Below are 19,970 nucleotides of genomic sequence, written 5' to 3'. Positions count from 1 at the left end.
GGAGAGACATGAACAGCGCTCAGCAAACGCAACGGCCGACGTCGGCAGAACTCGACGCCGCGGATCCCCTCGCCCGGCAGCGTGAGGCCTTTTACTCCCCGGGATGCGGCCAACTCACGGCTTACCTCGACGGAAACTCCCTCGGCCGTCCACTCAAGGCGACATCGGCGAAGCTCGCGTCATTCGTCGAGGATGCCTGGGGCAGCCGCCTCATCCGTGGCTGGGACGAACAGTGGATGGACGAGCCCACCACGGTAGGCGACCGGATCGGCGTCGTCACCCTGGGCGCCGCGGCCGGCCAGGTCACCGTGGGAGACTCCACTTCAGTGATGCTCTACAAACTCATCCGGGCCGCCGTCGACGCCCAGCCGGGCCGCGATGAGATTGTCGTGGACCGGGACAACTTCCCCACGGACCGTTTCATCATCGAGGGCATAGCCGCGGAAAAGGGCGCCACCATCAAGTGGGTCGCCTCCAACCCGGCCAGCGGCGTCCGGACGGCGGACCTCGAGGGACTGCTCAGCGAGCGGACCGCCGTCGTCGTGCTCAGCCACGTGGCTTACCGTTCCGGTTTTCTTGCGGATGCCGCGGGGATCACCGCCATGGTCAAGCAAGCCGGAGCGCTCATGCTCTGGGACCTGTGCCACTCGGTAGGCTCAGTACCCCTCGAACTGGACGCGTGGGGTGTGGACCTTGCCGTGGGTTGCACGTACAAATACCTCAACGGCGGTCCGGGCTCTCCCGCGTTCGCTTACGTCAACGCTTCGCAGCAGGACCGGCTGCAACAGCCCATTTGGGGCTGGATGGGCGCCGACAACCCCTTCGGGATGACGGAAAGCTACAAGCCGGCGAAGGGGATCCGAAGCTTCATCACGGGCACTCCCCCGGTGCTGGCCATGCAGCCGCTCAAGGACATGGTGGAGTTGATCGCATCAGTGGGAATGGACGCCGTGCGGGAGAAGTCCATCAAACTCACGGAGTACGCAGCCGCCTTGGCCGAGGACATGCTGGTCCCCCTCGGCGCCGAGATTGTCAGCCCGCGCAACACCGCAGAGCGTGGCTCACACATCACAGTGGACCATCCCCTCTTCGGCGAGGTGACCCAGGCGCTGTGGGAACGCGGTGTCATTCCGGATTTCCGTCCGCCGCACGGACTGCGGATCGGCCTCTCGCCGCTCAGCACCAGCTACGCGGAGGTTGAGCTGGGCGTGACCGCCATCCGGGACGCCCTCAGCGAACTCCTGTGAGCGCCGTTCTCGACGACATGGACTCCCGGCCCGGGAGTACCACGTCGTTGCTTCGCACTGTCATCGGCCTCTACCTGCGCGAGGCCGGCGGATGGATGTCCACGAGGCACATCATCGCCCTCATGGAGGCCCTGGGGGTGGCTGCGCCTGTTTCCCGGACGGCCTTGTCACGGTTGAAGAAGAAGGAAATCGTCCTTCCGCAAATGCGTCACGGTGTTGCCGGCTTCGCCGTCACCGAGGGCGCCGCGGCGATGCTTGCCCGCGGCGACCGGCGGATCTTCAACCCGCGCCTTATGTCGCCCGCGGACCGCTGGTGCCTGGTGTCCTTTTCCATTCCGGAATCGGAGCGGGAAAAGCGGCACCAGTTGAGGCGGAGATTGCATTGGATCGGCTGCGGCACGGTGGCGGCAGGGCTGTGGATCTGCCCGGATTCGCTGCGGGAGGAGGTGGAGGAGATCCTGGCGGACCTGGAGCTGCGCGGCATGGCCACGGTGTTCGTTACAGACACTCCCTTGGTCGGCGGCAGCCTCCGGGATGCCGCATCAGCATGGTGGGACCTGGAGGCCGTGGCAGAACTGCATCGGGACTTCATCCGGCATCATGGTGCCGAGGACGACGGCGGCGGCCCGGGCAACGGTTCCGACGGCGCCCCGGGCTCCGCCGAAACCTTCGCCCGCTATGTCCGATGCATCGACCGCTGGCGGATCATTCCGTACCTGGATCCAGGCCTGCCGGCCGAGTTCCTTCCCGAGGATTGGCCCGGCATGGCTGGAATCGCCCTGTTCGAGCGTCTCGGAGCCGTTTATTCACGGCCGAGCGCGGACTTCGTGCGGAGGACGCTGGAAGGGTAGCAGGAGTACTCTGGAAGCATGAACTTCCCCGATGGTGGATGGTTCGCGAGGTTGCCGTGACTCGCCCCTGGTTGCGTTGGTTGCCGGCCGCTCTTGTCCCGGTAGCGCTTGCTGCGGCAGCCCTGGCTGGTTCCTACCAGGCGGGAGCAGCGACGAGCCTGCCGCACAAAACGGCAGAGGAAGTCATCGCGATGATCGCCCGCGCCGACGTCCACTCCTTGTCCGGAACCCTTCAACAAAGTTCCGAACTGGGACTCCCCCCGCTGCCCTCCGTCGGGCCAACCGCAACACAGGGTCCGGCTTCAGTCATCGAACTTCTGAGCGGTTCACACACGGCCCGGGTCTACCTGGATGGTCCCGCCAAGGCCAGGTTCCAGGTGATGGATATGCTCGCCGAGCGCGACCTCGTCCGCAACGGCAACGATCTCTGGCTCTACAACTCGGCCGACAACAGCGCCGCGCACATGACGATGCCCGCTGAACCGGCGCGCACAGCGGCCCCGCACGCGACACCGGCCCCGGGGGCAACCACCCCTGACGTTCTCGCGCAGCACTTCCTCGCCGCCGTCGGGCCAACCACGGACGTGACAGTGGGCGACGGAACCACCGTGGCCGGCCACACGGCCTACCCATTGGTGATCAAGCCGCGCAGTGCCGGCACGCTCGTCGATTCCGTGACGATCGCCGTGGACTCCGCCTCGGGCCTGCCGCTCGGCGTCGATGTGCGGGCACGCGGCCAGGCTGCAGCGGCCTTTTCGCTCTCGTTCACTGAACTGAGCTTGTCAAAGCCCGACGCCGCGCTGTTCAGTTTCACGCCGCCCCGCGGTGCGGCCGTGGAGGAGAAGGCAACCCCGCAGCTTCGTGCGCTCCCCGGCAAGCCCGGGCAGGCTCCGCGGGCAAAGGAGACAGCGGGCCGGCCAACCATCACAGGGACCGGCTGGGACGCGGTGATGGCCCTGCCCGCGGGGACGGTCCCAACTGATGTCCGCTCGGCTCCGTTGTTTGCCCAGCTCACCCAGCCGGTCGCGGGCGGCCGCGCGCTGACCACCAGCCTGGTAACTGTCTTGATGCTCGACGACGGCCGCGTCTTCGCGGGAATGGTGCCACTTGAGCGGTTGCAGTCCGCAGCCGCCACGAAATGACGGAGGCATCCGCGCCGGCTGAACTGGCGATCCAGACTCAAGGCCTCAGCAAGCGGTTCGGGCACCGGGCCGCCGTCGACGGCGTCGACCTGGCAGTTCCCCGCGGTTCAGTCTTTGGCTTCCTCGGTCCAAATGGTTCCGGCAAGACCACGACCATCCGGTTACTGCTTGGCTTGGCGGCCGCCACGAACGGCCGCATCCGGGTCCTTGGCGGTGAAATGCCGCGCCAACTGGCAACAGTCCTGCCCAACGTTGGCTCGCTGGTGGAAGGCCCGGCCTTCTACCCTTTCCTGTCCGGGGCAGCGAACCTCCGGCGATTGGACAGCGCCGATCTCCATGCTTCCCCGAGGACCCGGGCCGCACGGGTGGATGAAGCGCTCGAGAGGGTCGGGTTGTCCCATGCCGCAGGCAAGAAGGTCCGCGCCTATTCCCTCGGGATGAAGCAGCGGCTCGGAATTGCCCATGCCCTGCTGCGTCCGAGGGACCTGCTTGTCCTGGACGAACCTACCAACGGACTGGATCCGCAAGGGACCCGCGAGGTTCGCAGCCTGGTCCGCTCCCTGGCGGCTGGAGGCACCACGGTGTTCGTTTCCAGCCATCTCCTCGCGGAAGTGGAGCAGATGTGCACCCATGTGGGAGTCATGAGCGTGGGCAAGCTCGTGGCGCAGGGAACCCTGCACGAACTGCGCGCCGCGGGAAGAGCCACGTTCCGTCTCCACACGCCCGATATTGAGGCCGCCGTCCGGGTCCTCTCGAGGCTGGGCCTGCAATCGGAACTGTCTGCTCCGCCGCCCGGCTCGTACGGTCCCGATGGCCGGAGCCTCGTCAGCACCGGTCCACCGGGGCACGAGGTGGCTCCCGAGGCGATCGTGGCAGCCCTCGTGTCCGACGGCGTCCGGGTGCGGGGCTTCGGGGTGGAGAGCGCCAGCCTGGAGGAGCGTTTCGTCTCCCTTACCGGAGAGGGCTTCGACATTGCCGGTTGAACACGAAACTGCAGTCATGGATGCCGCGCCGAAGGCCCGGCCATCAGGCTCGTGGTCGCTCATGGCCTCGGAGCTCTCGGTGTTGTTCAGGCGGCTGCGGACATGGGCCATGCTCCTGGCACTCGCCGCGATTCCCATCCTTATCGCCGCGGCGGTCAAGCTGAGCTCGCATCCCGTGGCGCCGGGGCGGGGTCCGCCCTTCCTGGACCGGATCACCCAGAACGGGCTTTTCGTCGGCGTGACGGCGATGATCGTTTCCGTGCCCTTGTTCCTGCCGCTCACGATCGGAGTGGTGGCTGGCGACACGATTGCCGGAGAAGCAAACCTTGGCACGCTCAGGTACTTGCTCGTCGCCCCGGCGGGACGCGTCCGCCTCTTGTTGATCAAATACGCGGCCGCCGCGGCGTTCTGCCTGGCAGCGACCCTGACGGTGGCCGCCGCCGGTGCGCTGGCCGGCGTCGTGCTCTTCCCGGTCGGCCCCGTTACGCTGCTCTCCGGCGACACGATCGGCGTCGGCGAATCCGTGGTGCGTTCCTTGCTGATTGCCGCGTATATCGCGGTGTCACTGTTGGGGCTTTCCGCCATCGGGCTGGCAATTTCCACCTTCACGGACGTGCCGGTGGGAGCCATGGCTGCGACCATCGTGTTGTCCGTGGTGTCGCAAGTGGCGGACAACCTGCCGCAATTGGAGTGGCTGCACCCGTGGCTGTTCAGCCATTACTGGTTGGGTTTCGCCGATCTTTTGCGCCAACCCATCTCATGGACGAGCTTCGGCGACAATGCCCTGCTGCAGGCGGGCTACATCGTGGCGGCCGGAGCGCTGGCTTATGGCAAGTTCACGAGCAAGGATGTCCTGTCCTGAAGTACGGCCTGCCCGTAAGCTCGTGGCATGGCAAGATTCTTCGATGTCCACCCGCAGGACCCCCAACCACGCGCCATTGCCCAGGTGGTGAATATCCTCCAGTCCGGCGGGTTGATCGCCTACCCCACCGATTCCTGCTACGCGCTCGGCGCGCAAATCGGCAACAGGGAAGCCCTCGACCGGATCCGTTCGATCCGGCAGCTCGACAGCAAGCACCATTTCACCTTGGTCTGCAAAGACTTCGCGCAGCTCGGGCAATTCGTCATGATCGACAACGATGTGTTCCGAAGCATCAAGGCCGTCACGCCAGGAAGCTACACCTTCATCCTGCCGGCCACGAAGGAAGTGCCGCGCCGTCTCCTGCACCCCAAAAAGAAGACAGTAGGCGTGCGGATTCCGGACCATAATTTTGTCCAGGCCTTGCTGGGCGAACTGGGCGAGCCTCTCCTTTCCAGCACCTTGCTGCTCCCCGACGAGGAGGAGCCCTTGACCCAAGGCTGGGAAATCAAGGAACGCCTGGACAACCTCGTGGAAGCGGTGATCGATTCCGGAGACACCGGCGCAGAGCCCACTACCGTGGTGGACTTCTCCAGCGGCGCAGCGGAAGTGGTCAGGCGCGGCAACGGCGACCCCTCCCGGTTCGAGTGACCGTGCGCAGCGACGAATCCCGTGTCACGGTCGACGTCGACGGTACAGCCATCTCCGGTATCTACGCCCGGCCCGACAAACCGGTTGCGACCCTCGTGCTCGCCCACGGAGCCGGGGCGGGCATGGAGCATCCGTTCCTGGGCGGCCTCGCGCATGCGTTGAACGACGACGGCGTCGCGACCCTGCGCTTCAACTTCCCCTACCGGGAGGCAGGCAAGAGGTTCCCCGACCGGCCGCCTGCCGCGGTCGCGGCCTGGCGGGCCGTCATGGAGGCGGCGGCGTCGCGTTCAGAAGGTGAACCGCTGTGGGCGGCCGGCAAGTCCTTCGGCGGTCGCATGGCATCGATGGCAGTCGCCGAAGGCATGCCCGCGGCCGGACTCGTCTATCTCGGCTACCCGCTCCACCCGCCCGGAAAACCGGAGAAGCTGCGCGATGAGCACCTCTACGGGCTCACGCTGCCCATGCTCTTCATGCAGGGCACCCGGGACACTTTCGCGACGCCCGAGCTGCTCGAAACCGTGGTGGCCCGGATTGGACCCACCGCCACCATCGAGTGGTGGGACGGCGGCGACCATTCCTTCAACCGCGTGGGAATCAAAACGAGCGCGGAGGACATCGGAGCGTCTCTGGCGGCCCCGGTGTCAGCATTCCTTCGCAAGAACGGCTGAGCCTCAGGCTTTCGCCGCGGCAACGGCTATGCCGGGAGGCAGCGGCTCATGCCGCAGATACTCCCGGCGGAATCGACCGCTTCCCGCCGTCAGTCCCCGCAGCACGATTGCGTACCGCACCAATTCCTGTTCCGGAACTTCGGCACTGATCTCAGTTCTTTCTCCACCAACGGAGGTCGTCCCGGTGACGCGTCCGCGCCGCGAGGACAGATCGCTCATGACCGCGCCCACATGCTCGTCGGCCACGAGGACCGTCACGGCCGAAATCGGTTCAAGGAGTTGGATGGTGCCCGCCGCGGCGGCCTCCCGCAAGGCCAACGCGCCGGCCGCCTGGAAAGCTGCGTCCGATGAATCGACGCTGTGCGTCTTGCCACCTACCAGGGTCACCCTGATATCGACCACCGGGAACCCCGCCCGCACGCCCTTGCTCATCTGGGCACGGACGCCTTTCTCGACCGACACGACATACGTGCCGGGGATTACCCCACCCACGATCCGGTCGACGAATTCGAAGCCTCCCCCGCGATCGAGGGGTTCCACTTCGATGTCGCAAATCGCGTACTGTCCGTGGCCACCGGATTGCTTGACGTAGCGCCCGTGGCCGGCGGCCTGTGTGGCGAAGGTCTCCCGAAGAGGCGTGATGACGTCGACGGTCTGAAGCTTCACTCCCTGCTCGCGCAAACGGTCCAGGACTGCCTCAGAGTGGGCCTCGCCCATGCACCACAAGACCAGCTGGTGCGTCTCGGAGTTGCGCTCCACCCTCAGGGTCGGATCTCCGGCCGCGACCTTGGCCAGGCTCTTGGAGAGCGCGTCCTCATCGCCGTGCGATGCCGCTTCGATCGCCACAGGCATGAGCGGCTCGGGCATGTCCCAGGTTTCCACGAGCAACGGAGCCTCGCGGGCGGACACCGTGTCTCCCGTCTCGGCGCTCGCCACCTTCGCCAGCGCGCAAATGTCTCCGGCCACGGCGAACTGTACCGGCCGGAGACTGGACCCCAACGGCGAGTAAAGGTGCGTGATCCGCTCGTCGCTGTCGTGGTCGGGGTGGCCCCGCTCGGCAAGGCCGTGCCCGCCCACGTGCACGGCAGAGTCCTCGCGAAGCGTTCCTGAGAAGAGCCGGACAAGGCACACCCGTCCAAGGAACGGGTCAACGGTAGTGCGTACCACTTCGCCAAGGAGCGGTCCATCCGGATCGCATGCCAGGGGCGGGACCGGTTTCCCGCCGAGGTCAGTTGCCGCCGGGAGGGTTCGCTCGATCGGAGACGGAAACGCCCGGGTCAGCAATTCCAGCAGTTCGGCTGTGCCGACTCCTGTCACGGAGGAACTTGCCAGCACCGGAAAGAACGTCCCTCGGACGATCGCGGTCTCCAAATCCTCCACGAGGGTATCGATGGGTACCTCCTCTCCGCCGAGGTACCGGTCCATCAAGGTCTCATCCTCGCTCTCGGAAATGATGCCCTCGATGAGTTCCCCGCGGACACCCTCCGCGCCGGCCAGTTCCGCCGCAGTCGCGGGACGGACCACGGGTCGTGGCTCCCCGGAGGTGTACTCCGACACCGAGCCCGAAAGCAGTCCGAGCACGCCCGAGACAGCGTCACCGTTGCGGACCGGCAGGTGAAGGGGCAGGACGGAATCGCCGAAGGCGGCCCGGCATTCGGCCAGGACGGCGTCGTAGTTCGCCCGCGGATGGTCAAGCCGGCTGATCACCACTGCCCGCGGCATGCCGACGCGCTCGCATTCACCCCACAGGGCGGTGGTCCCGGCGTCGACCCCGTCAACGGCCGACACCACGAACAGCGCCGCATCCGCAGCACGCAGCCCGGCACGCAGCTCTCCCATGAAATCGGCGTACCCCGGGGTGTCCAGAAGGTTCACTTTGACGTCGTCGAATACCAGGGGCGCCGCGGAGAGTCCGATGGATCGCTGCTGGTGGATGGCCGTCGCTTCCGAGTCACTCACCGTGGTGCCGTCCACGATCGAACCCATCCGGGATACGACCCCGGCAGCGTAGAGCAGCGATTCGAGCAGCATCGTCTTTCCCGCGCCCGAACGGCCGATCAGGACGACGTTGCGGATGTTTTCGGGCCGATCGGCGGGCGCCGAAGAAGGGTCCGCGCGTCGGAGATCGGGGTTGGTCCGGTTCGATCCCTTCGTCGCGCTGCCTGGGCCTTTCACCGACATGAGCACCTCCTGGAGTAGAAGCCGAATTCCCCGCGTCCTTTGCTAACCGATTCCACACCCTGGACCGGCGCACGGCAAGAGCATTCGACCCTGTCTGTGCCGAAACCGCAGGCTCAGGAGAGCATGCCCCACACCACTCGAACGGATATGGCCGCGTTTGCTGCAATGACAACGGCGAAAGCCACCAGCCACAGCAAGGACGGCACCCCGGTGGAACGGGCCAGGATGTAGGCATCCGACGACGCGAGCCGGTCCCGGCGGCGGGTGTGGACCGAAGCCACCTTGAACCAGTCCCGCACCGCGCCCACCTCAAGGGCTATGCCGAGTCCCAGCACCACATGGCTGACCGTCGAGGCCGTGGCGAACATGACAAGAATCTGGGCAATCGCCGCGCTCAGGAGCGCCACGAGGATTCCGGTGAAGTTCCGCAGGAAGATCAGTGCGAGCAGCAATACCAGCGCGCCGATGGACATGGCCGCTCCCGACCGCCCCGCGGACACGGACCAGATGAGCGCCGCACCTACCACCGCGGGACTCGGATATCCCCAGAACCCTGACCAGGCTGCGCCGAACTTGCCGCGCCCGCTGCTCAGGAGCTGTCCGGAGTGGTCCAGTCCGATCCGGAGCCCGTGGACAATCCGGCCCGTCATGAGGGCGGCGAAGGCGTGGCCCAGTTCATGCACGAAGGTCACATAGAGGCCGAACCAACGCCATGTGGCCCGCGGGATGCTCAGCACGACGGCCGCAGCCAGGATGCCCAACACCACCGGGGTCGCCAGGTTCGGAACCTCTGCCGTGGTGAATCCCCGCAGCACGGCCTGCCACCAGTCGTTGGCCAGGTCAGCGGGGCGCAATTCCATGTTCATCACCGTGGCATCCTAAAGAAGAAGCCTGTGAATGCCTGCCAGACGGCTGGAGCCGCCACCAAGCCCGGAGTCACATCTTCCGCTTGGTCCTGGCCGTGGCGGGCGCTGTCCACGGATCTTCGGGCCAGGGATGCTTCGGATAGCGGCCGCGCATTTCGGCGCGGACCTGGGCATAGGGGCCGGACCAGAAGGAAGACAGGTCATCCGTCACAGCCAGGGGTCGCCTGGCCGGAGAAAGGAGGTGGAACAGCACCGGCACCCGTCCGCCTACCAAACGGGGCGTCTCAGCCCAGCCGAAGCATTCCTGCAACTTCACGGCCACCACCGGCCGCCCGCCGTCGTCCGCTGCGTCCGGGTAGTCGATCCGCACCCGCGAGCCGCTCGGCACCTCAAGCCATTCCGGCGCCAGCTCACCGAGGCGGGCCGCCTCAGGCCACGGCAAGAGCCGCCGCAACGGCTCGGCCAGGTCGATCCCGCTCGTAGCAGCGCCTCCGGCGAGCGTTTCGAGCTCCGGCGCGAGCCACTTCTCCAGCCGGGCCAGCAACGCCGGCCCGGAGACGTCCGGCCATGGCTCGCCCAGTTCCCTGTGCAGCAAAGCCAGCCGCCGACGCAACGCATCGGCGGCCGGTGACCATCCGATGGTCCCCAGTCCCTCCTTCGCCAGCGCGCGGGCTACGGCGACGCGCCCGTCGTCGATGGAAGGGCGCACGGGGGTCGACGAAAGCAGGATCGCTCCCAGTCGCCGTACCTGCCGGGCGGTGACGCGGCCCTGCTTGAATTCGGCTTCCACCATGTCGCTCAGGAGGTGGTTGGCGGCAGCTTCCGCCGCATCCGCTGCCAAGGGCGCGGCGGAACGGATGACGGCGCCGGTCCCTGCCGCATCCCGGCCCTCCGCGCGGGACACTTCGGCCACGGCAAGCCATTCGTGGCCGGCGAGTGGACTGCCCGCCGGCAGCCCCGCCCGTGTCCCGGACGTCAGCAAGTAGCGTTCAGGGCCGGTGCCTGGAACCCGGCGCGCCACGCGGTCCGGGAACGCGAGCGCGACGACGAACCCCACGGACTCGGCAGCGCTCGCCGGGGAAGGCCGGCTTGGCCGTGCGGTCGGGGAAAGCCCGACGGCGGATCGCTCCTGGCGTGCGATCGCCTCCATGCGGCGGACATCCTCGGCCCAACGCCGGGCTGCTGGGTCTTTGCCTGTCCGGAGTATGGCCAGGAGGCGCGTCAGGTCAGCTCCGGGGGCCCGTTGATCCCCGGCCACGAGGGCGACCGCCTCGGCAGCAGCGCGGTGCCCGACTGTGGCGGCACCATCCAGGAGTGCGCGGGCCAGCCGTGGATCGGCGGGGATCCTGGCCAGGGCCTTTCCCACGTCGGTGGCCAGTCCGTGCGGGTCGATCGCACCAAGTTCCCGCAGCACTTCGATTGCATCGTCCATCGCGCCTTGCGGCGGGGCGTCCGGAAGTGCCAGCCCCCGGCCACCGGGCGATCCCCAACAGGCCAGGAGGAGCGCGGCGCCCGTCAGGTCTGCAGCCGCAATTTCCGGGGTGGGGTGCGCCGGTGCGGCACCGTACGTTTTTTGCTCGTAGCAGCGGACCACCCGTCCGGGCCCTTGGCGTGCCGCGCGTCCGGCGCGTTGTTCGGCGGACGCGCGGGAGCACGAGACCGTGACCAGGCCGGACATGCCGCGGTTGGCGTCACGCCGCAGTTCACGGGACAGCCCCGAGTCGATGACGAGCCGGACTCCCGGAACTGTCAGGGAGGATTCGGCCAGGGCGGTCGAGACGATGATCCGGGGAGATCCGCCGGACTCACGGCCGGAAACCGCCCGGTCTTGTTCCGCCGGACTTGCCTGGCCGTGAAGCTCCAATACCTCCGTGTCCGGTGCCCTCGCAGCGAGGCGGGCGCGCAGCCGGGAAGCGACGTAGGAGACCTCCGAAGCACCCGGGACGAAGACCAGGGCGTCGATGTCCTGATCGGCTGCGAGTGTTTCGGTGTACGACGCCGCCGCAGTGTCCGCCACATGGTCCAGGAAGGTGCGGGTCACGCCGCGTCCGTCCAGCCGCGGACCTGCCGCGGGCGCCCAGTCCACCTTCAGGGGATGCAGCGCGGACGGACAGTCGACGACGGGTGCCGGCCCGCCGCCGTCGTGCTTTCCGTCCGTGTCTTGTCCGACGCCGGCACCTCCCATCAGCGCGGCGAACCGCGGGGCGTCCAGCGTTGCGGACATCGCGACGAGGGTGAGGTCCTCCCGCAGCGCACGGACCTCGATGAGCATTCCGAGCAACAAGTCCGTCTCCAGGCCGCGTTCGTGAACCTCGTCCAGGATCACGGCGCTGGCAGCCTCAAGCCCAGGGTCCGCAAGCAGCCGGCGCAGGAGGATTCCCGGAGTGACGAACTCGATGATGGTCCCCGGACCCGTCTGGCTTTCTCCGCGGACCGTGTACCCGACGCGATCGCCGAGCCGGCTTCCGTCGAGGGCGGCGAGGCGCCGAGCGGCTGAGCGTGCTGCGACCCGCCGTGGTTGGGTCACGATCACCCGGGGGCGCTCTTTCCGTGTCACTGCGCCGGCCGCGGTGTCGGCGAGCGCGATGTTGGCCAGCAGGGGCGGCACGAGCGTCGTCTTGCCGGTCCCCGGGGGCGCCTGCACGACGGCGGTTCCTGCCGTTCCGCCGGCAGCGAGGACTTTGGCGAGTTCCCCCAGCGATTCTCCGAAGACCAGTCCCGCGCCGATCGTGTCCAGGTCGAACGGGCGGTATGCGAGCGCGGCGTTCCGGGGCACAAGTGGGGATTTCACTCCTCCATTGTGCCTATATGCGGATCCGCGCCTGAAAGGTGGACTGCGTGCCGGATCGGGAGGACGATTAAAGGGCAGTTGCTAGAAGGAGGTCTGTGATGTGCTACGGCTACTACAAGGATTTCGGGCGGGACACCAGGAAAGATGCCTCACAGGAACCCGAGGAACGCCCTGAGCCCAAGGTGGACGCAAAGGACTTCAGGTTCTGGGCCTTCCCACGCCGCCACCGTGAGTTCACCAACGATCCGGAGCCGGTAATCGACCGGACCCGCGAAAGGGTCTAAGCCACGAAATTGAAGGAACGTCCCCCGGGGGACGTTCCTTTCACTTATGGCCCTACAACTCGGCGGATCCAAGGTGTGTACTGGAGATACAACGTAAGCGGGTTCGCCTGCCTCGCTGCGGAAATTGGGCTCCCCTTTCCCTCCACTGCCACCGAAGGATCTCTGCCATGAACGCGTCAGCACTCAGCGATGAAGCCGGTGGGCGGCCATGACAGCGGACGCCATCACCTGGCTGATTGTCTTGATTGTCCTGCTGGTCATCTGGTTTGCGATGGCCGTCCACATTGTCACGCAGTATGAGCGCGGTGTCCTGTTACGGCTGGGGAGGGTCCAGGGCCTCCGGACTCCGGGCCTGGTGATCATCATCCCGTTCGTCGACCGGCTGAGGAAAATCTCCCTGCGGATCGTGACCCTGCCCATCCAGTCCCAGGGCATCATCACTCGGGACAACGTCAGCCTGGACATTTCAGCCGTCGCGTATTTCCGGGTGGTGGACGCCATCAAGTCCGTCCTTGCCATCGAAAACGTCTACGCCGCAATCGACCAGATCGCACAGACCACGCTCCGCAAAGTAGTCGGCCAGCATACGCTTGACGAAACGCTCGCGGAAACGGATGTCATCAATGCCAACATCCGCCAGATCCTGGACGGACTGACCTTGGAATGGGGAGTCGAAGTGACCCTCGTGGAACTCAAGGACATCCAGCTGCCGGACAGCATGAAGCGCGCCATGGCCCGCCAAGCCGAAGCCGAGCGTGAGAAGCGCGCGAAGATCATCGCCGCCGAAGGCGAATCCCTGGCCGCCGCCGCACTGGGCATGGCCTCGGACACCATGATGGCCCACCCTTTGGCCCTGCAGTTGCGCAATCTGCAGTCCATGGTGGAGATCGGCGTTGACAAGAACACCACTGTCGTCTTCCCTGCGCCCTTGATGAGTACCATCGGCGAGCTCGGAGCATTCCTTGCCCGCGAAGCCGCCGCCGCGAAGGCCGCACAACCACCGAGGACCATGACGGGACGGACCATGGCGGCCGGATGAAACCGAACGGCGCTTATGCTCGTTGAACCCGTCGTACCCCGGGAACCGGGCACAGGCTGCAAAAGGAGGAAGACCATGACCGACCCCCTGCGGGGCCGCGCCGCCGTCTTCCTCCTCCGTATGGGCCTGTTGGCAGGATTGCTGTCGATCATCGCCGGAATCGTAGGGATGCACCTCATGGCGGGTGGCCACAGCACGCACGCCGCACCGGTCGTGAGCCCGGCCGCCGTCGTGAGCGACTCGCATGCGGTCCACACCGGCGCTCAACGTGCGTCGGTGCCGGAGAAAACTGCAACTCAACCCGCGGCTCCACCGGCGGCGCCATCTTGCACAAGTCCGGGCACATGCACCGGCATGTCGGCCCTGCACGCCGTCTGCGTACCTGCCCCGGGCCATAACACGCTGACAGCACCGTTACCCGGCGTCGCGCCCTATGCCAGTACGGCCACGGCCGAGTCCGGCGCCCTGGTCTCCGGCCATTCGCACCGCCCGGACAGTCCTTCCCCGGGCGATCTGTGCATCAGTCGCACGTAAAATCCACGGCCGCACCGGGCCGCCGGCCCGCTGCACAAGACTCCACCCTGACGCGCCGCCCACGCGGTGGGCCTGCCGTGCGCGTCCCACGCAGCCGTACCTCTGCAGGCTGATTGATTGAAGGACCCCGAAACATGAGAAAAAACCTGACCATGACAACCTTTACCGTAGCCACGGCAATCGCGCTTTCCGGTTGCTCGGCCGGAGGCCACAACGCGGCGGACGCAGGGTTCGCCCGGATGATGATCCCCCACCATGCCCAGGCCGTCCGGATGAGCGACGTCGTACTCGCCAAGAACGACATCCCTGCACAAGTGACCGCGCTCGCCGGCAGGATCAAGGCAGCCCAAGACCCGGAGATCGAGAAGATGACGGGCTGGCTCAAGGAATGGAACGAGCCCGTCGGGATGTCCGGCGACCACACCATGAACGGAATGGTCGACAACCAGGACATCACCAAGCTCGAGGCCGCCCAGGGACGGGAAGCAGCCAGGCTGTTCCTGACCCACATGATCGCCCACCACCAAGGCGCCGTGGCCATGGCGCAAAAGGAAGGCGCCGACGGCAAGAACCCCGATGCCCTCAAACTCGGCAAGGACATCGTGTCGGCCCAGCAGTCCGAGATCAAGGAAATGCAGGATCTGCTAGGCACCCTCTAGCTCCAAAGCGCCGGCCCACCTGGTTTTTCCAGTGTGGGCCGGTGAGGGTGGCCTGGTAGCGGCGTCTCAGCTCGCGTAACTTCTGTCTAGGCCGTGACGCCTACGGAGGATCCTTCCGCTGCGAATACAGCCTGCGCTACGTCTTCCCTGAGGTGGTAGTCCCTGGCATCGACCGGATACAGGGAACCACTGACCACGTAATAGCCCCGGCCTTCGCCTGGCCCGCCGGCCGCGGCATCTATGGCCGCGATCATCGCTGGCTCCAGGGGCTTTTCTTTGCCTGCCTCGCGCAATCGTGCGAGGTCCTCGGCCTCAAGGCGACTGATCAAACCCGGAATATCGCACATCTAAAAACACCGTCCTGTTCGGTCCATGGGAAAGGTTGCGCCGTCGCCCCAGCCCTTGGTGCATGCCAAGAACAGTAAGCCCGGGCATGGCTCGTGGCAAGGGTCCAACGAGGTCGAGTCCACTAAGTGGGCGCCGCTTGCCAGCGCTTGCGGTTTCATGCTGCGTTCCCGCTTCCGTTGCCTACTGTTCAGTAATGGTCGGCAACATCGAGGAAGTGACTTCACCATGCAAAGCCCACTCGGGCGACAATGTCTCCTTCTCCCCTACCCGGCGCGGCTTCCTGGCCGCCGCACTGACCGGCGCCGCCTTGACCCTGGCCCCGGTTTCGTTCGCGGCAGCCGCTACTGGAACTAGCAAGACCAAGACGATCAGCGGCCACCTGGATCCCGGCGCCGCAGACTTCGTCTATTTGCCGATCGAGGTCCCGGCCGGCGTCAACAAGATCAGCGTTTCGTACACCTACAGCAAGCCCCAGGTGGCCTCCGGACTCCTCGGGAACGCCTGCGACATCGGAATCTTCGATGAAAAGGGCACCGACCTCGCCGGCAAGGGCTTCCGTGGCTGGTCAGGCGGTTTCCGCACAGAATTCAGCATCAGCGCCGGAGGCGACACAACGCCGGGCTACCTGCCAGGACCCATCGGGAAGGGTACGTGGAACGTTGTCCTCGGCCCCTACCAAGTGGCCGGGCAGGGCCTCGACTACACCGTGAACGTCACCCTTGAGTACGGACCCGACGCCACCCCTTTCAAGCCCCAGTACCCGCCGCAGCAGATCGCCGGCCGCGGCGCAGCCTGGTACCGCGGGGATGCGCACCTCCACACTGTCTACTCGGATGGAAAGCGCACCCCCGAGGAAGTCGCGGCCGGCGCCCGCGCCGCGCGCCTGGACTTCATGATCTCCACGGATCACAACACGCCGGCATCGCACGGCGTCTGGGGGCCGCTCGCCGGCAACGATCTGCTCATCCTCACAGGCGAGGAAGTCACCACGCGAAACGGTCATTACCTCGCGCTCGGCCTGGAGCCGGGCGAATGGATCGACTGGCGCTACCGGGCCCGCGACAAGGGATTCGAGAAGGAAGCCCAGCGGATCCACTCCTCGGGCGGGATTGTTGTTCCGGCACACCCGTATTGCCCCTACGTCGCCTGCCGCTGGAAGTTCGGTTACGACGACGCCGACGCGGTTGAGGTCTGGACGGGCCCGTGGACCCTGGACGACGAGTCCTCCGTCAACACATGGGATTCGATGCTCGCCCACTCCGTGCGCACAGGTGGCCGGTGGCTCCCGGCGATGGGCAACAGCGACGCCCACAGCGTCCCCCAGGTCATCGGCTTCCCCCACAACGTGGTCAACGCCGCGGCGTTGTCCCGGGATGCCCTGCTGGACGGCATCCGCAATGGCCGGAACTGGATCGCCGAGTCCGCTGACGTCTCGGTGGACTTCCAGGTGACGTCCGGCGGCAAGAGCGCGACCGTGGGAGACCGTCTCAACGTCGCGGCAGACGCCCCCGTCACGGTCACGGCGAAAATCGCCGGGGTGCCGAACGGCGTCGTACGCTTCATCACGGATGAGGGACAGACCCAGCAAGTCACGCTTCCTGCGTCGGGCCAGGGAACGAGCACGTGGGTTACTACCCCGCAGCTCGCGGCGTACGTGCGTGTGGAGGTCCGGCATCCGAAGATCGACGGAACCTCGGGCAGCGGCACGGAGATGGGGACGGTCATCCCGCTTGGCCCCATGGCGGCATTGACGAACCCGATCTTCCTGGGCGCCAGCTAGTCCGCAACAGATCCGATTAAGTTGAGGGGGGTCCTGCCGGTACCCCTACCAGCAGGGCCTCCCTCACCTCGGAAATCTCCTGTTGGATGGATAGTGCCAATCCTCCGTCCACCAACAGGAGAAAAATGCTGACCGTAAATGCCTACGCCGCCCCGTCCGCGAGCGAAGCCCTCGTCGCCACCACCATTGAGCGCCGCGACGTCGGTGCCCACGACGTGCTGATCGAGATCAAGTACGCAGGCATCTGCCATTCAGACATCCACACTGTCCGCGGCGATTGGGGACCGCAGTCCTACCCGCTCGCGCCCGGCCACGAAATCGCCGGAATTGTCACTGAAATCGGCTCCGAAGTGAGCCGCCACAAGGTCGGCGACCGCGTCGGCGTCGGCTGCATGGTCAACTCCTGCGGCGAATGCGGAAACTGCCGCAAGGGCGAGGAGCAGTACTGCCTCAAAGGCATGACCGGCACGTACGGCGCCGTTGACCGCGACGGGACGATCACCCAGGGCGGCTACTCCACCCACGTCGTCGTGACCGAGAACTTCGTGGTGCGGATCCCGGAAGGAATCGAGCTCGACGCCGCCGCTCCCCTGCTGTGCGCAGGCATTACGACGTATTCGCCGCTCCGGCATTGGGGTGCGGGCCCGGGCAAGAAGGTCGGCGTCGTCGGACTCGGCGGGCTGGGCCATATGGCCGTCAAGCTCGCGCACGCCATGGGCGCCGAAGTCACGGTGTTGTCCCAGTCGCTGAAGAAAATGGAAGACGGCCTGCGCCTGGGCGCCGATCGGTACTTCGCCACGAGCGAGCCGGCCACCTTCGAAGAGCTTGCGGGAACGTTCGATTTGATCATCAACACCGTCAGCGCCCCGGTCGACATCAGCTCCTACCTTCAGTTGCTGGCCCTCGACGGCGCGCTGGTGAACGTAGGCGCACCGGCCGAACCCCTGCCCGTCAACGCCTTCGCACTCATCGGGGGTCGTCGGTCCTTCGCCGGATCCATGATCGGCGGCATTCGCGAGACCCAGGAAATGCTCGACTTCTGCGCCGAACACGGACTCGGCGCAGAGATCGAGGTCATTCCCGCCGCCAAGATCAACGACGCCTACGAGCGGGTCCTCGCCTCCGATGTGCGGTACCGCTTCGTTATTGACGCGTCCACCCTGGGCTAGGGGCAGGGGAATCGTGCCCTGATCCGTCCCATCCCAAAAGTCCCTGCGGGGCGCCTGCACCGTGGCTCCGGCCGCGTGCCGGCGCTTCGTGGGGGCTTTCTCCTGGTGGGGAGTGTCGCTTGGCCTTGGGAGTCCGCAGCAACGATGATGTCCCCATGAAGGCAATCCGATGAACAAGAACCGGCTCGAGGCATTCAGTGACGGCGTGCTCGCCATTGTCATCACCATCATGGTGCTGGAGCTGCGCGTGCCCGCGGAACCGAGCTGGCAAGCCTTGCTCAGCGTCTTTCCCACTTTCCTCAGCTACTTGCTCAGCTTCGTCTACGTGGGGATCTACTGGAACAACCACCACCACATGATCCATCTGGCGGATCGGGTCGACGGCAGAATACTGTGGGCGAACCTGCACCTGTTGTTCTGGATATCCCTCTTCCCGTTCAGCACACGCTGGATGGATGAGTCAGGCTTTGCCGAGGTCCCGGTGCTGGCTTACGGGTTCAACCTGCTCTGCGCCGCGATTGCCTACTTCGTCCTGCAGCAGTCGTTGATCCGGCACCAGGGGCGGCAAGGTGCACTCGCTCAAGCGATTGGCCGGGATTGGAAGGGGAAGACGTCGCCGCTCATCTATCTGGCGGGTCTTGGACTCTGCCTACTGCATCCTTTGCTTGCTGTCGCCGCCTACACGGTCGTGGCACTCATCTGGCTGGTTCCGGACCGTCGCGTTGAACACTTTGTCACCCGTGCGCACCAGGACCGGGCAGAGTAGCCCTTGATTGAAGTCCTCGTCCTTGTTGCACTTGTCCCATGAGCAAAGAACAGCTGATCATCGTCGGATCCGGCCCTGCCGGCTACACCGCGGCAATCTATGCCGCCCGGGCGGGCCTGAGCCCCCTCGTCCTAGCCGGATCGGTCACCGCCGGCGGCGCGTTGATGAACACCACGGAGGTGGAGAACTTCCCCGGCTTCCCCGCTGGAATCCAGGGTCCGGAACTCATGGATGGCCTTCAGGAGCAGGCCGGGCGCTTCGGCGCCAACATAGCGTTCGACGACGTCACTGAAGTCCAGCTGCGAGGCCACCTCAAGCGCGTGGTCACCGGCTCGGGCGACACCCACGAAGCACCGGCCGTGATCCTTGCGACCGGTTCCGCCTACAAGGAACTCGGCTTGCCCGAAGAGAAAAAGCTGAGCGGGCACGGTGTTTCATGGTGCGCCACGTGCGACGGCTTCTTCTTCCGCGAACAGGAAATCATCGTGGTGGGTGGCGGTGATTCGGCCATGGAAGAAGCGATGTTCCTGACCCGGTTCGCGAAGACGGTGACCGTCGTCGTCCGCCGGGAAGAGCTCCGGGCCTCCCGGATCATGGCCCAACGGGCCAAGGATAATCCGAAGATCCGCTTCGCGTGGAACTCCGCGGTCACCGCAATCCACGGCGACAGCAAGGTCACCGGCGTAACCCTGACTGACACACGCTCCGGCGAATCGCGCAAACATGCGGCTACCGGCATATTCGTGGCCATTGGACATGTCCCCCGGACGGAGCTGGTGGCGGGACAGGTGGAGCTCGACGCCGAGGGCTACATCAAGGTTGACTCCCCCACCACGGTTACCAGTCTCTCCGGAGTCTTCGCTTGCGGTGACGCGGTGGACCACCGCTACCGCCAAGCCATAACGGCCGCCGGCACGGGTTGCGCCGCAGCCTTGGATGCCGAACGCTACCTCGCCGCACTCGAGGACGCGGACAGCATCGCGACGGCGCTGGTGGAAGAACCCACCCACGCCTGACCCCACCACCCAACTGGCTCGCAGTTAATGTCGTTTAGAGGGGGCAAAGTCATATGGTCGTAGCAACGCTCTGATTGATGGAGCGTTCTATGGTCAGGTCATTTCCTCAGAGTGCCCGCAACGAGTTTGTGGACTT

19 protein-coding genes are annotated in these 19,970 nt (G+C 66.0%); 15 read left to right on the top strand and 4 right to left on the bottom strand.

Translation table 11 applies throughout. The features are described from left to right. Nucleotides 1–8: 8 nt before the first annotated feature. The 7 genes from AB0323_RS01960 to AB0323_RS01930 are packed head-to-tail and all read left to right on the top strand — an operon-like array spanning nt 9 to nt 6,401. Nucleotides 9–1,247 (top strand): aminotransferase class V-fold PLP-dependent enzyme, encoded by a 1,239-nt coding sequence (locus tag AB0323_RS01960; protein ID WP_366175898.1) that lies wholly within the window; start codon nt 9–11, stop codon nt 1,245–1,247. Next, the gene (locus AB0323_RS01955; protein WP_366175897.1) at nt 1,244–2,098 is read left to right on the top strand and encodes a PaaX family transcriptional regulator C-terminal domain-containing protein; all 855 of its coding nucleotides are present in this window, start codon (nt 1,244–1,246) and stop codon (nt 2,096–2,098) included. The genes AB0323_RS01960 and AB0323_RS01955 overlap by 4 nt, the downstream gene beginning before the upstream one ends. 56 nt (nt 2,099–2,154) lie before the next feature. Continuing rightward, complete coding sequence (locus AB0323_RS01950) at nt 2,155–3,240, top strand: DUF2092 domain-containing protein (RefSeq protein WP_366175896.1); 1,086 nt, start codon at nt 2,155–2,157, stop codon at nt 3,238–3,240. After that, nucleotides 3,237–4,223, top strand: a complete 987-nt coding sequence (locus AB0323_RS01945) for an ABC transporter ATP-binding protein (protein WP_366175895.1) — start codon at nt 3,237–3,239, stop codon at nt 4,221–4,223. Before AB0323_RS01950 ends, AB0323_RS01945 begins: the two co-directional genes overlap by 4 nt. 16 nt (nt 4,224–4,239) lie before the next feature. Continuing rightward, entirely contained in the window at nt 4,240–5,085 is an 846-nt protein-coding gene (locus AB0323_RS01940; RefSeq protein WP_366175894.1) for an ABC transporter permease, read from the top strand. A 27-nt stretch (nt 5,086–5,112) separates the two neighbouring features. After that, the gene (locus AB0323_RS01935; RefSeq protein WP_366175893.1) at nt 5,113–5,733 is read left to right on the top strand and encodes an L-threonylcarbamoyladenylate synthase; all 621 of its coding nucleotides are present in this window, start codon (nt 5,113–5,115) and stop codon (nt 5,731–5,733) included. Between the two features lie 2 nt (nt 5,734–5,735). Beyond that, nucleotides 5,736–6,401, top strand: coding sequence for an alpha/beta family hydrolase (locus tag AB0323_RS01930; RefSeq protein ID WP_366176067.1), 666 nt, complete (start codon nt 5,736–5,738; stop codon nt 6,399–6,401). Between the two features lie 3 nt (nt 6,402–6,404). On the opposite strand, the gene AB0323_RS01925 is transcribed toward AB0323_RS01930, so the two are convergent. From AB0323_RS01925 to hrpB, 3 genes are all read right to left on the bottom strand, one after another. Beyond that, the gene (locus AB0323_RS01925; RefSeq protein WP_366175892.1) at nt 6,405–8,582 is read right to left on the bottom strand and encodes an elongation factor G-like protein EF-G2; all 2,178 of its coding nucleotides are present in this window, start codon (nt 8,580–8,582) and stop codon (nt 6,405–6,407) included. 113 nt (nt 8,583–8,695) lie between these two features. After that, nucleotides 8,696–9,448, bottom strand: a complete 753-nt coding sequence (locus AB0323_RS01920; RefSeq protein ID WP_366176066.1) for a M50 family metallopeptidase — start codon at nt 9,446–9,448, stop codon at nt 8,696–8,698. Nucleotides 9,449–9,518: 70 nt separating this feature from the next. After that, complete coding sequence (hrpB, locus tag AB0323_RS01915) at nt 9,519–12,239, bottom strand: ATP-dependent helicase HrpB (RefSeq protein ID WP_366175891.1); 2,721 nt, start codon at nt 12,237–12,239, stop codon at nt 9,519–9,521. A 98-nt stretch (nt 12,240–12,337) separates the two neighbouring features. Between hrpB and AB0323_RS01910 the strand changes: the two genes are divergently transcribed. The 4 genes from AB0323_RS01910 to AB0323_RS01895 all read left to right on the top strand — a co-directional run bounded on the left by AB0323_RS01910 (nt 12,338) and on the right by AB0323_RS01895 (nt 14,755). After that, nucleotides 12,338–12,523, top strand: coding sequence for a hypothetical protein (locus AB0323_RS01910; RefSeq protein WP_364534256.1), 186 nt, complete (start codon nt 12,338–12,340; stop codon nt 12,521–12,523). A 208-nt stretch (nt 12,524–12,731) separates the two neighbouring features. Then, on the top strand, nt 12,732–13,562 hold the full coding sequence (locus AB0323_RS01905; RefSeq protein WP_366175890.1) for a slipin family protein: 831 nt from the start codon (nt 12,732–12,734) through the stop codon (nt 13,560–13,562). A 75-nt stretch (nt 13,563–13,637) separates the two neighbouring features. Continuing rightward, nucleotides 13,638–14,096 carry a hypothetical protein gene (locus AB0323_RS01900; protein WP_366175889.1) on the top strand — a complete coding sequence of 153 codons (459 nt, stop codon included), beginning with the start codon at nt 13,638–13,640 and terminating at the stop codon, nt 14,094–14,096. Between the two features lie 152 nt (nt 14,097–14,248). Beyond that, nucleotides 14,249–14,755, top strand: coding sequence for a DUF305 domain-containing protein (locus AB0323_RS01895; RefSeq protein ID WP_366175888.1), 507 nt, complete (start codon nt 14,249–14,251; stop codon nt 14,753–14,755). Nucleotides 14,756–14,841: 86 nt separating this feature from the next. Here AB0323_RS01895 and AB0323_RS01890 read toward each other — a convergent pair whose 3' ends face one another. After that, complete coding sequence (locus AB0323_RS01890; protein ID WP_364534245.1) at nt 14,842–15,084, bottom strand: hypothetical protein; 243 nt, start codon at nt 15,082–15,084, stop codon at nt 14,842–14,844. 212 nt (nt 15,085–15,296) lie between these two features. Between AB0323_RS01890 and AB0323_RS01885 the strand changes: the two genes are divergently transcribed. The 4 genes from AB0323_RS01885 (at nt 15,297) to trxB (ending at nt 19,834) form a co-directional block, all read left to right on the top strand. Further along, the gene (locus tag AB0323_RS01885; RefSeq protein WP_366175887.1) at nt 15,297–16,883 is read left to right on the top strand and encodes a CehA/McbA family metallohydrolase; all 1,587 of its coding nucleotides are present in this window, start codon (nt 15,297–15,299) and stop codon (nt 16,881–16,883) included. A 125-nt stretch (nt 16,884–17,008) separates the two neighbouring features. After that, nucleotides 17,009–18,052 carry an NAD(P)-dependent alcohol dehydrogenase gene (locus AB0323_RS01880; RefSeq protein WP_366175886.1) on the top strand — a complete coding sequence of 348 codons (1,044 nt, stop codon included), beginning with the start codon at nt 17,009–17,011 and terminating at the stop codon, nt 18,050–18,052. 169 nt (nt 18,053–18,221) lie between these two features. After that, entirely contained in the window at nt 18,222–18,818 is a 597-nt protein-coding gene (locus tag AB0323_RS01875; protein WP_366175885.1) for a TMEM175 family protein, read from the top strand. 38 nt (nt 18,819–18,856) lie between these two features. Further along, nucleotides 18,857–19,834 carry a thioredoxin-disulfide reductase gene (trxB, locus tag AB0323_RS01870; RefSeq protein ID WP_366175884.1) on the top strand — a complete coding sequence of 326 codons (978 nt, stop codon included), beginning with the start codon at nt 18,857–18,859 and terminating at the stop codon, nt 19,832–19,834. Nucleotides 19,835–19,970 lie beyond the last annotated feature (136 nt).

Source organism: Arthrobacter sp. NPDC080031, assembly GCF_040702485.1.
In the GTDB taxonomy this organism is placed as follows: domain Bacteria; phylum Actinomycetota; class Actinomycetes; order Actinomycetales; family Micrococcaceae; genus Arthrobacter.
The sequence above is the reverse complement of the archived record's forward strand: the minus strand, read 5'-3'. Positions and strand labels throughout refer to the sequence as shown.

What these genes read in the sequence shown, in the direction of transcription:
- AB0323_RS01960 (WP_366175898.1), top strand. Translation starts at nt 9, where the DNA reads ATGAACAGCGCTCAGCAAACGCAACGGCCGACGTCGGCAGAACTCGAC.
- AB0323_RS01895 (WP_366175888.1), top strand. Translation starts at nt 14,249, where the DNA reads ATGACAACCTTTACCGTAGCCACGGCAATCGCGCTTTCCGGTTGCTCG.
- AB0323_RS01940 (WP_366175894.1), top strand. Translation starts at nt 4,240, where the DNA reads ATGGATGCCGCGCCGAAGGCCCGGCCATCAGGCTCGTGGTCGCTCATG.
- AB0323_RS01925 (WP_366175892.1), bottom strand. Translation starts at nt 8,582, where the DNA reads ATGTCGGTGAAAGGCCCAGGCAGCGCGACGAAGGGATCGAACCGGACC.
- AB0323_RS01905 (WP_366175890.1), top strand. Translation starts at nt 12,732, where the DNA reads ATGACAGCGGACGCCATCACCTGGCTGATTGTCTTGATTGTCCTGCTG.
- AB0323_RS01885 (WP_366175887.1), top strand. Translation starts at nt 15,297, where the DNA reads ATGGTCGGCAACATCGAGGAAGTGACTTCACCATGCAAAGCCCACTCG.
- AB0323_RS01910 (WP_364534256.1), top strand. Translation starts at nt 12,338, where the DNA reads ATGTGCTACGGCTACTACAAGGATTTCGGGCGGGACACCAGGAAAGAT.
- AB0323_RS01945 (WP_366175895.1), top strand. Translation starts at nt 3,237, where the DNA reads ATGACGGAGGCATCCGCGCCGGCTGAACTGGCGATCCAGACTCAAGGC.
- AB0323_RS01875 (WP_366175885.1), top strand. Translation starts at nt 18,222, where the DNA reads ATGAACAAGAACCGGCTCGAGGCATTCAGTGACGGCGTGCTCGCCATT.
- AB0323_RS01935 (WP_366175893.1), top strand. Translation starts at nt 5,113, where the DNA reads ATGGCAAGATTCTTCGATGTCCACCCGCAGGACCCCCAACCACGCGCC.
- AB0323_RS01900 (WP_366175889.1), top strand. Translation starts at nt 13,638, where the DNA reads ATGACCGACCCCCTGCGGGGCCGCGCCGCCGTCTTCCTCCTCCGTATG.
- AB0323_RS01920 (WP_366176066.1), bottom strand. Translation starts at nt 9,448, where the DNA reads ATGAACATGGAATTGCGCCCCGCTGACCTGGCCAACGACTGGTGGCAG.
- trxB (WP_366175884.1), top strand. Translation starts at nt 18,857, where the DNA reads ATGAGCAAAGAACAGCTGATCATCGTCGGATCCGGCCCTGCCGGCTAC.
- AB0323_RS01880 (WP_366175886.1), top strand. Translation starts at nt 17,009, where the DNA reads ATGCTGACCGTAAATGCCTACGCCGCCCCGTCCGCGAGCGAAGCCCTC.